Raw genomic sequence first — 13,297 nt, 5'->3', positions numbered from 1 at the left:
CTAGCCGTAGGTGTCTCGGGGGCCTCGTCCGCGCACGCTCAGCGGCCCCTTCGTCCAGCTGCGAGCCTGCGGACCAAGCACATTGACCCTGGTCAACGTCCCGTGCCCGATCTCGGTATTGATCTTGCGGACAAGTTCCGCCGCCAGCAGCCGGACCTGCGTCGCCCACGCCGTGGAGTCGGCACGGACCGTCAAGACCGTGTCGTCGTAGCTCTCCGGCCGCACATGCTCGGCGACCTCAGGCCCCACGAGTTCCTCCCAGCGCGCGATCACACCGTGCACGGACAGATCTTCGTCCCAGCCGTGCTCATTGGAGAGCCGCTCCACGGCGGCGCCCAACGGTTGCGGATCACGCTCATCGGCACCCGGCCCGCTCCATCCTGTTCCGGCGGCCGAGCGCGGGTTCGACGCCGACTTGCGACCTAGGCGGGGGCGTTGCCGTGACACCCGGATGCGACCACCGGCTTTGGCACGGGCCAGCAGTGCCTTCGCCAGGTCCACCCCGTCCGGATCCCACCCTCCCGCATCCCGGGCGGCCGGATCCACAGCAGCAGGGTCCACACCGTCAGCGTTCCGGTCTTCGGGGCGGTCGCCACCGTCGTCGCTCATGACACTCTCCTGACGTCGCCGCCCAGCACGTCCACCCGCGCACCGGTCAACGTCTCCGGCACGTCGGCCGCCACGGCCGCGGTCACGAGCACCTGCTCGGCCGGCGACACCAGCTCCGCGAGCCGCTGCCGACGCCCCGTGTCGAGTTCGGCGAAGACGTCGTCGAGGACCAGGACCGGATCACTGCCGATGGTCCGCAGCAACTCGTATGACGCCAGCCGCAGCGCCAGCGCGAACGACCACGACTCGCCATGACTGGCGTATCCCTTGGCCGGCATCGGTCCCAGGCCCAGCACCAGATCGTCCCGATGCGGACCGACCAGCGACACACCGCGCTCGATCTCGTCCCGGCGTGCCCGTCCGGTCGCCTCGACCATCGCCTCGGCCAGCGCCGATCGGTCCGGCGTCAGTTCGACGTCCGGCCCCAGCGACGACTTGTAGTCCAGCCTGGCGTCGATGTTATTGGTGCCCGACCCGGTGGCCGCGACGGACTCGTACGCCTTAGCCACCAGCGGCCGGATCGCGTCGATCAGCTCGAGCCGTGCGGCCAGCAGCTCGGCCCCCGCCTGCGCCAGGTGGGTGTCCCACACGTCCAGCGTCCCGAGATTCGGTTCGGATCCGCCGCCCTTGCCCCGGCTCGCTCTCATCGCCGCACCGGCCGATTTGAGCAACGCGTTGCGTTGCTTCAGCACACGCTCGTAATCCGACCGGACGCCCGCGTACCGCGGCGCCCGCGCAACCAAGAGCTCATCCATGAACCGGCGGCGATCCGAAGGATCACCCTTCACCAAGGCGAGATCTTCGGGCGCGAACAACACCGTCCGCAGCGTGCCGAGGATGTCTCGAGGGCGCTTCACGGCGGAGCGGTTCAGCCGGGCTCGATTCGTCTTACCCGGTGTGATCTCGATCTCCACCAGCGCGGGCCTGCTCTGCGGGTCGGTACTGGGTGCGACGCTGGCGCGCACGACGGAACGTTCCGCGCCGACCCGCACCAGCGGACCGTCGTTCGAGACCCGGTGGCTGCCCAACGTCGCCAGATAACCGACCGCCTCCACCAGGTTCGTCTTGCCCTGCCCGTTCGGACCGATGAAGGCCGTCACGCCACTGTCGAGCGGCAGCTCGACCGCCGGATAGGAGCGGAAGTCGACGAGCGACAGGTGCGTCACATGCATGGGACGCGTTCAGCCGTCTTGACCGGTCGCTCCCGGCGCCTCCCCGGGAGCCTGTCGAGTGGCATGGCCACCGAACTCCTGGCGTAACGCGGCCACCGCACGCATCGCCGGCGAATCCTCCTGACGCGAGGCGAACCGAGCGAACAGCGCGGCGGTCATGACGGGAGCGGGTACCGCGTGGTCGATCGCCTCCTGCACGGTCCACCGTCCCTCGCCGGAGTCTTCGACGTAGCCGACGAGTTTCTGCAGATCAGGGTCGTCCTCGAGGGCGCTGACCAGGAGATCGAGCAGCCACGACCGCACGACCGTTCCGCGTGACCACGCTTTGAGCACTCCCGGCACATCGTCGACGACCTCGGCGGCCTCGAGCAGCTCATAGCCTTCGGCGTAGGCCTGCATCAGCCCATACTCGATCCCGTTGTGGACCATCTTCGCGTAATGGCCGGCCCCCACACCGCCGGCGTGCACGAAACCTTCGCTCCGTGGCCCTTCCGGACGCAGCGCGTCGAAGATCGGCAACAGGCGCTCGACGTGCTCGGCGTCTCCGCCCACCATCAGGCCGTAACCGTTCTCCTTGCCCCACACACCGCCGGAGACGCCGCAATCGACGTAACCGATCCCGTTCTCGGCCAGCAGCCTGGCATGCTCGGCGTCGTCGGTGTACCGAGAATTGCCACCCTCGACAACCACGTCGCCCGCACTCAGCAGCTCTGCCAGCTGGGCGATGGTGTCACGAGTCGGGTCTCCGGACGGCACCATGACCCACACCGCTCGCGGCGCGGACAGTCGGTCGACCATCTCCGCGAGGCTGTCGACGTCGCGACCCTCCGGATCCAGGGCATAGCCGAACACCGTATGGCCGGACGCCCGAAGGCGATCTCGCATGTTGCCGCCCATGCGTCCCAGCCCGATAAGACCTAGTTCCACGTCTCCACTCTTTCACGCATGCCGTCAACGCACGACTGATGGCCAGGTACCCCGCCCCAGTGTGACGCACACCCGCACGCCGCGGTCCGGGAACCCAGCGGCTGCACGCCCATCACCGACGCGTCGTCCGCTCGTCTGCGGCGCCCGCAAACGACCGCGGCGGCAGACGTCAGCTGGAGAGCCGGATCGGCATCGCCAGGTAGCGGTACCCGCTGTTCGGCTCCGCCTCGAGGCTCTCGATCCCCTCGACGACCACGGGCTTGAGTGGCGTGTCGGTGAAGGACATGTGCACGAACGGCGTTCCGAGCGCCTGCAAGCCGTCCAGCAAGTAGTTCGGGTTGAACCCGGTGGCGATGGCAGGGCCGTCCACGTGCGCCTGCAGCGCTTCCGATGCCTGGGCGTCGTCGCCGCTGCCTGCCTCGAGGACCACCTGGCCGTCGTCGAAGGCAAGCCTGATCGGCGTGTTCCGCTCGGCGACCAGGGCCACCCGCTTGACCGAGTCGATCAGCGAGGCGATCTCGACCTTCGCGACCGTGGCGATCTCGGCGGGGAACAGCCGGCGATAGTTGGGTACCCACTCGCCGTCGATCAGCCTGCTGGTGGTGTGCCGGCCGCCGGCCGCGAGCCCGATCAGGCTGTCGTCCGTCTCGCTGCCGAGAGCGAGCGTGACCTCACCCGTCGAGGCGAGTGTCTTCGCTGCGTCGACCAGAGTCCGTGCGGGGACAAGGGCCACGGCGGACAGATCGGGGCGGACCGGATTCCAGGTCAGTTCGCGCACCGCGAGCCGATACCGGTCGGTGGCGCCGAGGGTGACGGTCTCACCCTCGATCTCGATGCGGATGCCGGTGAGCGTGGGAAGCATGTCGTCACGCCCAGCTGCGACCGCGACCTGGCTGATGGCCTCGGCGAAGACGGTCCCGTCGACGGTACCGGATGCGGCCGGCAGCGCGGGCAGTTCCGGGTACTCTTCGACGGGCAGCGTCACCAGAGTAAACCGTGCGTTTCCGCACGTGATGACGACCTTCGAGCCGTCGGCGGTGAACTCCACCGGCTTGGCCGGCAACGAGCGGGCAATGTCCGCCAGCAGTTTTCCGGAGACCAGGACGGTCCCAGGATCGGCGACCTCGGCCGGTACCGAGACCTTCCCGGAAACCTCGTAATCGAACGACGAGAAGGCGACTTCTCCATCGGAGGCGTCCAGCCGGAGCCCGGCCAATACCGGAACCGTGGGCCGGTTGGGCAGGGTGCGAGCCGCCCAGGCGACCGCCTCGGCCAAGATGTCACGTTCGAGCCGAAACTTCACGGGTCTCACCGTCCTCCCCGCGGGACGAACCCGGCGGATGTGCTGTACGTCAGGTCTGAACTGTCAGTGTCAAGCCCCGTCATCCTTGCACGGAGGTCCGACACGTCACCCACATGGTCTCTCCTCGTGGCTGGGTACGCACAGCCCGCATGGCCGGGGCGGCCCGGAGTTTGTGGTTCTTTGTGATTCATAGATGTACTCGTCTTATCCGTAGCGGGGGTGGAAAATGTGGATAACTCGAGACATCGCAGGTGAACCCGTCTCTGATTATCCACTCCGGTTGTGCGCGGAAATCTGGATGCTGGTGGACGGTGAAGCGTCGTCCACGGGACCACAGTCGGCGTCCACCGATCGTCCACCGCACCCGTGGACAGTCCACAGAGCTATCCACAGCCTGTGTGGAAAGAGCTGTTCGCGTGGTCGTGTGCATGGCTCAGGCCTGCCGGGCTTGCTGCTTGATCCGGTTGGTCAGCTCGGTGACCTGGTTGAAGACGCTGCGCCGTTCGGCCATCAGGGTCCGGATCTTGCGTTGCGCGTGCATCACTGTGGTGTGGTCCCGGCCGCCGAACTGTTGACCGATCTTCGGCAGCGAGAGGTCGGTCAGTTCACGACAGAGGTACATGGCGATCTGTCGGGCGGTGACCAGAACCCGGCTCCGGCTGGTGCCTTGGAGGTCGTCGATGGTGAGACCGAAGTAGCCGGCTGTCTGCGCCATGATGGTGGCCGCGGTGATCTCTGGTCCCGTATCCATGTCGACGAGATCGCGCAGGACGACCTCGGCGAGGTTCTGATCGACCGGCTGGCGGTTCAGACTGGCGAATGCGGTGACCCGGATGAGCGCGCCCTCGAGCTCGCGGATGTTGGTGACGACCCGGCTCGCGATGTACTCCAGGACGTCTGAGGGAACGTTCAGGCTGTCCTGCGCCGCCTTCTTGGACAGGATGGCGATCCGCGTCTCCAGGTCTGGCGGCTGGACGTCGCAGATCAGACCCCATTCGAAGCGGTTGCGGAGGCGATCCTCGAGGGCGGAGAGCTGTTTCGGCGGTCGATCCGATGTGATGACGATCTGCTTGCTGGCGTTGTGCAGCGTATTGAACGTATGAAAGAACTCCTCTTGGGTCTGGATCTTTCCCTCGAGGAACTGGATGTCGTCGATCAGCAGCACGTCGACGTCGCGGTAGCGGCGTTGGAAGGCGGATGCCTTGTCGTCGCGGATGGAATTGATGAAGTCGTTGGTGAACTCTTCGGAACTGACATACCGGACCCGGGTCCCGGGATACATGTCGCGCGCGTAGTGCCCGATCGCGTGCAGCAAGTGCGTCTTCCCGAGTCCGGACTCCCCGTAGACGAGCAGGGGGTTGTACGCCTTGCCCGGCGCTTCGGCCACCGCGACGGCGGCGGCGTGCGCGAATCGATTGCTGGAGCCGATGACGAACGAGTCAAAGGTGTATCGAGAGTTCAGATGCGGGCCTTCGTCCGCTTTGGGTGTTCCGGCGGTGGACGGCGCCGGAACGGGTGCGGCCTCGTTTCGCTGTACAGCCGACGGCACCCGCTCGTCGTCCAGGAGGGGTTGCCGGGGACGGGGCGGTGCGGCATTGCCCTCGAACGCGTCGACGGAGGGCTGGTCGTCCGGGGCGTGGGTCGGTGACACTCGGCTCTCGGACACATGCTCGGGCGTAGGGGACACACTGATCGCGAGCGAGATCGACATACCGAGGACGTCACTGAGCGCTTCCACGAGCGGATTCCGCAGGCGCTGCTCCACCTGGGCTCGGGTGAAGTCATTGGGGACTGCGATCACGGCAGTGCCTTCGACGAGCGTCACCGGCCTCGTTTGCGTGAGAAAGGCGCGCTGCTGCGGGCCGATCTGCTCACTGTGTTCCAACACAGCGAGCGCCTTGGCCCACGCGACGTTGAAGTCGCTAGCCGGCTGCTCGGTCACGTCATACTCCAAACTGGCGACACGACGGACGCCGCCCCCGTAACATGTTGTCCACATCGTCCTCCACAACCTGTGGAAGACACCAGCGACATGTGGAAAGTACCAAGATTCCGTACCTGAGCTGCATCGAGGCCCCGGACGAAGATCGTTTCATGGCCCCTTCCCGCATGCTGTCGAACACGTGACGGTAACAACATGCGGCCCGGCATTCAACCGATGTCCACAGGTTTGGCGCTGGTATGTCGGCGTGTCGCTATCCTGCCACGGGGCGCACGAGTGAGAGGCTGTTCGGTTGCCTTGCGTACGTTACGCCAACCGCGGCGTTTGACCTTGGGTGCCGCGTGCGCGTACCGTTGTTTGGTCCGGCGAGGACTCTGTTTAGCGTGCCCAAGGCTGGTATGCCGACGACGCGTGGGTGTCGGTCGCCGGACACGAATCCATTCCGTATGCAAGCAGACAGCCTGTCTCAACGATCGTCAGGAGCCCGGACGTGAAGCGCACCTTCCAGCCGAACAACCGCCGTCGTGCCAGGACCCACGGCTTCCGGCTGCGCATGCGCACCCGCGCCGGCCGAGCCATTCTGGGTGCTCGCCGCCGTAAGGGCCGCGCCAAGCTGTCGGCCTGAGCGTTGACGGCCCGCTGGATACGAGGGTGCTGAAGGCTGAGCACCGGCTTCGACGGTCGCAAGACTTCACGTCGACTGTCCGTCGGGGCGCGGCGGCGCGTCGGGATTCGCTGGTCGTGCACGCACATGTGCCCAACGACCACGGACCGGCGAAGGTCGGCTTCGTTGTGGGGCGGGCGGTAGGAGGCGCCGTGGTGAGGAACACGGTGCGCCGGCGACTGCGGCACCTTGTCGCCTGCCGGGTCACCGAGTTGCCCGATGGTTCGACGGTGGTGGTGCGTGCGCTGCCCGATGCCGGTCGAGTCTCGAGGGAGACCTTGGCCGCAGATCTGCGTGGCGCGCTCGGCACGGCCGTGCGGCGTGCTCGGAGTCGTTAGATGACCCGGCTGCTGATATCGATCGTGAAGCTGTACCGGCTGGTGGTGAGTCCGCTCTACGGGCAGACGTGCCGGTATTACCCGTCCTGTTCGGCCTATGCGCTGGGGTCTCTCGAGGCGCACGGCGCCGTGCGAGGCGGGTGGCTGGCGTTGCGTCGATTGGGCCGATGTCATCCTTGGTGCGAAGGCGGGGTCGACTTGGTCCCCACGCGGGCGAACTATCGATGGTGGGGCCGTGCCGACGGCACGGACGGCGAGGACGACACGCCTGCGACGATCGAAGGCAACGCTCGGCCGACGTCCGGGCACGTTCAGGGCGGACAGTTCGGTTCGCACGACCTCATAGGAGCTTGAGCACCAGTGGATACCATTCTCGCGCCGTTGCTGTGGCTGGTCAGCTGGATCATGATCGGCTGGCACTGGCTCTTCGCAGAGCTGATCGGGATCGATCACGACGGCGTGAACTGGGCGTTGTCGATCATTGGGCTCGTCGTCGTCATCCGCATTCTGTTGATCCCGCTCTTCGTGCGGCAGATCCGGTCGCAGCGGAAGATGCAGTTGTTGCAGCCGCAACTACGTGAGCTACAGAAGAAGTACAAGGGCGATCGTGAGCGTCTCCAGCAGGAGATGATGAAGCTCTACAAGGAGACGGGCACCAACCCATTCGCCTCGTGCCTTCCGATCCTGCTCCAGGCACCGTTCCTGTTCTCGCTGTTCCGCGTGCTGGACGGCATCGCGAAAGACCATCCTCGAGGTGCGTTCCAGGATCACCAGGAGCTCTTCGAGTCGGCCGGCCGCGCGAAGATTTTCGGTGCCGAGCTTGCCGAATCGTTTCTGACGACGGATGTTCTCAATACGCGCATCATGGCCGCGATCATGGTGATCGGCATGGTGGCCTCGCAGTACATCACACAGCTGCAGATCATGCGGAAGAACATGCCGAAGGAGTCCCTGGAGGGACCGTTCGCCCAGCAGCAGAAGATCTTGTTGTACGTCCTGCCGTTGGTGTTCCTGTTCTCCGGCGTCTATTTCCCGCTGGGCACGGTGTTGTACTGGTTGACATCGAACATCTGGACCATGGGTCAGCAGCTATACGTGATTCGCCGCATGCCTGCTCCGGGTAGCGAAGCGGAGAAGGTGGCGCAGCGTCGCAAGGCGGAGAAGGCGCGACGCAAGGGTCTGACGGTGGCGGAGCCGGAGGAGCCAGAGGTGCAGCCCGGCCAGCAGAACGGATCCACGGGCGAGATCCGGCGCCAGCAGCCGAAGCGTACAAGCCGGGCGGAGCGGAAGAAGAAGCGTTGAGACGTGCTGTCGCCGCTAGGGGCGCGGGCATACGGATGAGGTTGTTGAGGAGTCGATTGTGAGCGATCGGGAAACGGGCGGGACCGTGGTGTCGGAGGGCGATGGCACCGAGGTACCGAGCGTCAGCCAGCTTGAGCATGAGGGTGACGTGGCCGCGGACTACCTCGAGGCATTGCTCGACATCGCCGATCTTGATGGCGACATTGACATGGACGTGGAGAACGATCGTGCGGTCGTGTCGATCGTCGGCGATGGCCTGGACCCGTTGATCGGCTCGGACGGCGAAGTGCTGGAGGCGCTCCAGGAGCTGACTCGGTTGGCGGTGTGGCGCGAGACCGGCATGCGGACCCGACTGATGCTGGATGTCGGTGGATTCCGTGCCCGGCGGCGTTCTGAGCTCGTTGAGCTGGCGAAGCGGGCGGTGGAGGCGGTGCGTTCCACGGGCGAGCCCGAGTCACTGGGCGCTATGACGCCGTTCGAGCGGAAGGTCGTGCACGACGCGGTAGCCGAGGCCGGCTTGCGCAGTGAGTCTGAAGGCGTGGAGCCTCGTCGGTACGTGGTGGTTCTGCCGGCGTGATGATGGCAAGAGCCGTGCTCGGTTTCACGTGAAACTCGAATGGGAGCCGCCGGATGGCGCGGCCACGGTCTTCGGGCCCCGACTCCAGGTAGCCCGTCGGTATGTCGAGTGGCTCGGGACGGCCGGGATCGAACGAGGGTTGGTGGGGCCGCGGGAAGCGGACCGCCTCTGGGAACGACATGTACTCAACTGTGCCGTCGTCGGTGACCTCATTGATGAGGGCGAGCGCGTGTGTGACGTCGGCTCCGGGGCCGGGTTGCCTGGTGTGGCCCTGGCGATCGCGCGCCCGGATCTCGACGTCGTGCTTCTTGAGCCGATGCAGCGACGGGTGGACTTCCTCGAAGAGACGGTAGAGCGGCTGGGGCTCCCCGGAGTCACCGTGGTGCGGGGACGAGGAGGCGAGTTCCGGCCGGATGTGCCGTTCGACGTGACGACGGCCCGTGCCGTGGCCAAAATGGGACGGTTGGCGGAATGGAGTGCGGGACTCCTCCGGCCCGGCGGGCGACTGTTGGCGCTTAAGGGAGAGTCCGTGTACGAGGAGCTTCGACGCGAAGCCAAGGTGTTGAGGCGACACGGCATGTCGTCTTGGACCGTGGAATCGGTCGGAGGAGACGTAGTCAGTCCGGCTACCGTTGTGGCTGTGGTGATGAACGACGGTCGGAGCGGCCCATAGGGTAGCGGAACTGTCGGGAAGGACGCCCTGAGAGTATGTGTTCCGTGGTGCGTAGCCTTGGTTGGCCACAGATCGAACGGCCGGCGCCAGGGCCGGGGGACGGACCAGTGGGGTGGCTTGTGCAGAACAGGACACCGGAAGATCCAGAGTCGGCACGACCTCCGAAGGATGAATCGGTGAACACTGAGGATCTGAACACCCGGTTTGGTGCGTCGATTGACGAGCGGCCGTCGATCGACCTGAGTGATGGAGAGCCGGCGAACGCGTTCGCCGGCAATGACACTCCCATCGCTCAACAGGCGGCGGCTGCGCTCGTCGCCGCCGGTAAGAGCCGCATGCCGATGCCGAAGCCGGATTCGCCGAGAATACTGGTGGTCGCGAACCAGAAGGGCGGCGTCGGGAAGACGACGACGGCTGTGAATCTGGCCGCGGCGATGGCGATGGGGGGCCTTAAGGTGCTCGTCATCGATCTGGACCCGCAGGGTAATGCGTCGACGGCTCTGGGAGTGGATCATCACGCGGAGATTCCGAGCGTCTACGACGTGCTGATCGAAGGCATGCCGATGGCCGACGTGGTGCAGCAGGTCGAGGGCTTCGAGAATCTCTGGTGTATACCGGCCACCATCGACCTGGCGGGCTCGGAGATCGAACTTGTGTCGTTGGAGAGCCGCGAAGCGAGATTGCGGCGCGCTCTCGAGGATCACGTGAAGAACGAACCCGGCAACTATGATTATGTGTTCATCGATTGCCCTCCGTCGCTGGGATTGCTGACGGTGAACGCCCTCGTGGGCGGCAATGAGGTGCTGATTCCGATCCAGTGCGAGTACTACGCACTTGAAGGGCTGAGCCAGCTACTCAAGAACATCGACCTGGTGCGGGCGCATCTGAATCCAGAGCTGGCCGTCTCCACCATCGCGCTGACGATGTACGACGGACGTACCAGGCTGGCATCACAGGTCGCTGACGAGGTCCGGCGATACTTCGGGGATACTGTACTGAGCACTGCGGTTCCGCGATCGGTCCGGATCAGTGAGGCTCCGAGCTACGGTCAGACGGTGATGACGTACGACCCGGCTTCGAGTGGTGCGCTCTCGTACCTGGAGGCGGCGCGCGAGATCGCCAATCGTGGTGTGGGTATCCAATCGACGGGGGACGAAGGGCAGGCATGAGCGAACGACGGCGAGGTCTGGGGCGCGGCCTCGGGGCCCTGATTCCGACGGCACCTGCGGACGAAGGGCCGGGCACGCCATCTGCGACCGAAGCCTTCGTCGCAGATTCGACCGTCGCGGCCTGGGGAAACGGGGGATCGGCACCTGCGGGTGGGCGTGTTTCACGTGAAACCGAGGAAGCGGCGGCGGCCAGCGGGCCCGATGACCTGGTGCCGGTCGAGGGTGCGACTTTCGCCGAAGTCCCGGTTGATGCAATCACGCCCAACCCCCGGCAGCCTCGGCAGGAGTTCGAGCAAGAGGCCTTGGATGAGCTGGCGTACTCGATCAAAGAGATCGGGCTGCTGCAGCCGATCGTGGTGCGACATCTCGGTGACGAACGCTACGAACTCGTCATGGGCGAGCGACGGTGGCGGGCGTCGCAGAGCGTGGGCCTCGAAACGATCCCCGCGATCGTGCGGTCGACGTCCGACGACGAGATGCTCCGAGATGCGCTGCTGGAGAATCTGCATCGAAGCCAGCTCAACCCGTTGGAAGAGGCAGCGGCCTATCAGCAACTGTTGGATGACTTCTCGTGCACTCATGATGAGCTCGCGGACCGCATCGGACGTAGCCGCCCGCAGATCTCCAATACGCTGCGCCTATTGAAGCTACCGCCACTGGTGCAGCGTCGGGTGGCAGCCGGCATCCTGTCGGCCGGTCACGCGCGTGCGCTACTCGGGCTAGAAGATGGTGCCGCGCAGGAGCGGCTCGCACAACGGATCGTGGCGGAAGGCCTCAGTGTGCGGAGTGTCGAAGAGATCGTCGCCATTGGTGACGGCGACGGCGAATCGGCGCAGCGACGGAAGAAGCGCAATCAGAAGCCGGTGGCGCCGAGACTCAATGACATCGCAAGCGCACTGTCGGAGCGGCTCGATACACGGGTGAAGGTCGATCTGGGCCGTAGCAAGGGTAAGGTCACCATCGAGTTCGCCAGTATTGACGACCTGGAACGTATCGTGACGACAATCGACCCCGGCATGAGGCCGGGCGACTGAGCCGTCACCGGAATCCGCGCCGGTTTCACGTGAAACGGGATCTCGCACCACGGAATCGCACCGTGCACCGTCAGCCACTCCCTCCGGCAGGCCCGATCACACCCGGGGCGACTACCGCGGCAACGCCGGAAACTCCCGATCGAGCCGCTGTGTGCCAGAACCACGCCCGACCGATCATGGGATTCGAGAAACAGGAACCCAGCCAGGACAGCGATGGACCGTTGCGGCCGCCGCTGGTGATACGGAAGGCCGCGACAGTCCAGCACGGGCCCGAAGGAGCCGTTGGACGGGGCCACCGACTGGAGCCCACAGGTTGGCTGGCGTCAACCGCGGCCCACAGGCGGGATAACGTCCCGCCTCATCGCCGAAGTCGGGACATCAACCCGAACAGCAGGCGGAAAGTCGAGCGGCAGGACACGCCACTGATCCCAGCACATGCCGCCGGAGAACAGCACCGGTAGTCGGACAGGTGGGCCCCCTTTGAGGTGACCAGGAGGCTAATCCGGACAGTGGCCTACGCAGAGTCGAACACGCTCAGACGCTCGCTCAATGAACCTGCTCGCCCAGTGGACCTCGGCGCATGCTGGTTCAGCGTGGCCAGCTATCCGGGCGACGCGTTGTATCTAGGCTTCCGCGTGCCGTTTCACCGCGGCCGCCAGCAGATCGCGCGCGAGCTCGCCTAGGCCTATACCGGCTGCACGCACCGACTGAGGTAGCAGCGAGGTCTCCGTCATACCCGGAGCGACATTCACATCGAGCAGCCATGGCGTGCCGCTACTGTCCACGATCATGTCGGTACGCGAGACGTCCCTGAGCCCGAGCGTTCGATGTGCACGCACAGCCGCCTGTGCGACGTCGTCAGCGACTGCCGAGGGAAGCCGAGCTGGCACGAAATACTCGGTGGTGCCCGCGGTGTAGCGAGCGTGGTAGTCATAGGTGCCGGACTCCGCCACGATCTCCACTGCAGGCAGCGCTACCGGCCCGTCTCCAGTGTCCACCACGGAGACGGATACCTCAGAACCTTCGATCTTACGTTCGATCATGGCCGAGTCACCATAGGCAAAGCACTCGACCATAGCAGATGGAAGATCGGCGGCGTCGTTGACCAAGGACGAGCCCAGGGCCGAGCCGCCCCGGGACGGCTTGACCACCAGGGGCAGTCCGATGCGGCCGACGAGTGCGTCGAGCAGGGCGGCCGCGCCCAGCTCACGAAACGTGGACTGGGAGAGCACCACACCGGGCGGCGTGTTGAGCCCGGCCTTTTCGAGCAGACCCTTGGAGATCGGCTTGTCGAAGGTCTGCCGGCAGCTGCCCGCAGGTGATCCCACGTACGGCAGGTCCAGCAGGGTAAGGATCTGCTGGATCGCACCGTCCTCACCTTGGACGCCGTGTAGGAGCGGGAAGACGGCCGCGGGTGGGTCGTTCCGTAGCGTAACGATCAGGTCGGCGTCGGCATCCCGCTGGGACACGTCGACGCCGACCTCGCGAAGCGATTCGGCGACACGACGTCCGGACCTCAGCGAGACGTCACGCTCATGCGAGAGTCCCCCTGCGAGTACCAGAACATGACCGAGATCACTCATCCGG

At 65.6% G+C, this 13,297-nt stretch carries 14 protein-coding genes; 8 read left to right on the top strand and 6 right to left on the bottom strand.

Annotated features, from left to right (window positions below; all coding sequences use genetic code 11):
- From G1H10_RS00805 to dnaA, 5 genes are all read right to left on the bottom strand, one after another.
- On the bottom strand, positions 1-609 hold the full coding sequence (locus G1H10_RS00805; RefSeq protein ID WP_163731270.1) for a DciA family protein: 609 nt from the start codon (positions 607-609) through the stop codon (positions 1-3).
- Complete coding sequence (gene recF / locus G1H10_RS00800; RefSeq protein ID WP_163731267.1) at positions 606-1,781, bottom strand: DNA replication/repair protein RecF; 1,176 nt, start codon at positions 1,779-1,781, stop codon at positions 606-608. Before recF ends, G1H10_RS00805 begins: the two co-directional genes overlap by 4 nt.
- Before the next feature lie 9 nt (positions 1,782-1,790).
- Entirely contained in the window at positions 1,791-2,708 is a 918-nt protein-coding gene (gnd, locus tag G1H10_RS00795; RefSeq protein ID WP_163731265.1) for a phosphogluconate dehydrogenase (NAD(+)-dependent, decarboxylating), read from the bottom strand.
- Between the two features lie 169 nt (positions 2,709-2,877).
- Entirely contained in the window at positions 2,878-4,011 is a 1,134-nt protein-coding gene (gene dnaN / locus G1H10_RS00790) for a DNA polymerase III subunit beta (RefSeq protein ID WP_163731263.1), read from the bottom strand.
- A gap of 433 nt (positions 4,012-4,444) precedes the next feature.
- Entirely contained in the window at positions 4,445-5,953 is a 1,509-nt protein-coding gene (dnaA, locus tag G1H10_RS00785; RefSeq protein ID WP_312856509.1) for a chromosomal replication initiator protein DnaA, read from the bottom strand.
- Between the two features lie 490 nt (positions 5,954-6,443).
- On the opposite strand from dnaA, the gene rpmH reads away from it, so the two are divergent.
- The 8 genes from rpmH (at position 6,444) to G1H10_RS00745 (ending at position 11,710) form a co-directional block, all read left to right on the top strand.
- A complete protein-coding gene (gene rpmH, locus G1H10_RS00780; RefSeq protein WP_163731257.1) occupies positions 6,444-6,578 on the top strand; it encodes a 50S ribosomal protein L34 in 135 nt (44 codons plus the stop codon).
- Positions 6,579-6,604: 26 nt separating this feature from the next.
- Positions 6,605-6,955, top strand: coding sequence for a ribonuclease P protein component (gene rnpA / locus G1H10_RS00775; RefSeq protein ID WP_163731254.1), 351 nt, complete (start codon positions 6,605-6,607; stop codon positions 6,953-6,955).
- The gene (yidD, locus tag G1H10_RS00770; protein WP_163731251.1) at positions 6,956-7,309 is read left to right on the top strand and encodes a membrane protein insertion efficiency factor YidD; all 354 of its coding nucleotides are present in this window, start codon (positions 6,956-6,958) and stop codon (positions 7,307-7,309) included.
- A 6-nt stretch (positions 7,310-7,315) separates the two neighbouring features.
- The gene (gene yidC, locus G1H10_RS00765) at positions 7,316-8,257 is read left to right on the top strand and encodes a membrane protein insertase YidC (protein ID WP_216852758.1); all 942 of its coding nucleotides are present in this window, start codon (positions 7,316-7,318) and stop codon (positions 8,255-8,257) included.
- Between the two features lie 85 nt (positions 8,258-8,342).
- Entirely contained in the window at positions 8,343-8,834 is a 492-nt protein-coding gene (locus G1H10_RS34345) for a Jag family protein (RefSeq protein WP_376778536.1), read from the top strand.
- A 28-nt stretch (positions 8,835-8,862) separates the two neighbouring features.
- The gene (gene rsmG, locus G1H10_RS00755) at positions 8,863-9,507 is read left to right on the top strand and encodes a 16S rRNA (guanine(527)-N(7))-methyltransferase RsmG (protein ID WP_163731248.1); all 645 of its coding nucleotides are present in this window, start codon (positions 8,863-8,865) and stop codon (positions 9,505-9,507) included.
- Between the two features lie 215 nt (positions 9,508-9,722).
- A complete protein-coding gene (locus tag G1H10_RS00750) occupies positions 9,723-10,676 on the top strand; it encodes a ParA family protein (protein ID WP_376778535.1) in 954 nt (317 codons plus the stop codon).
- Entirely contained in the window at positions 10,673-11,710 is a 1,038-nt protein-coding gene (locus tag G1H10_RS00745; RefSeq protein WP_163731246.1) for a ParB/RepB/Spo0J family partition protein, read from the top strand. The genes G1H10_RS00750 and G1H10_RS00745 overlap by 4 nt, the downstream gene beginning before the upstream one ends.
- Positions 11,711-12,333: 623 nt before the next feature.
- Here the strand turns inward: G1H10_RS00745 and G1H10_RS00740 are convergent.
- Entirely contained in the window at positions 12,334-13,293 is a 960-nt protein-coding gene (locus G1H10_RS00740; RefSeq protein WP_163731242.1) for a D-alanine--D-alanine ligase family protein, read from the bottom strand.
- Between the last annotated feature and the right edge of the window lie 4 nt (positions 13,294-13,297).

The organism is Phytoactinopolyspora halotolerans (assembly GCF_010550675.1).
GTDB lineage: Bacteria > Actinomycetota > Actinomycetes > Jiangellales > Jiangellaceae > Phytoactinopolyspora > Phytoactinopolyspora halotolerans.
Note: the sequence above shows the minus strand (reverse complement) of the source record. Positions and strands in the feature narration are given on the sequence as shown.

Excerpts from the sequence above, each read along its gene's own strand:
- G1H10_RS00805 (WP_163731270.1), bottom strand. The coding sequence starts at position 609 with ATGAGCGACGACGGTGGCGACCGCCCCGAAGACCGGAACGCTGACGGT.
- recF (WP_163731267.1), bottom strand. The coding sequence starts at position 1,781 with ATGCATGTGACGCACCTGTCGCTCGTCGACTTCCGCTCCTATCCGGCG.
- G1H10_RS00745 (WP_163731246.1), top strand. The coding sequence starts at position 10,673 with ATGAGCGAACGACGGCGAGGTCTGGGGCGCGGCCTCGGGGCCCTGATT.
- G1H10_RS00740 (WP_163731242.1), bottom strand. The coding sequence starts at position 13,293 with ATGAGTGATCTCGGTCATGTTCTGGTACTCGCAGGGGGACTCTCGCAT.
- yidD (WP_163731251.1), top strand. The coding sequence starts at position 6,956 with ATGACCCGGCTGCTGATATCGATCGTGAAGCTGTACCGGCTGGTGGTG.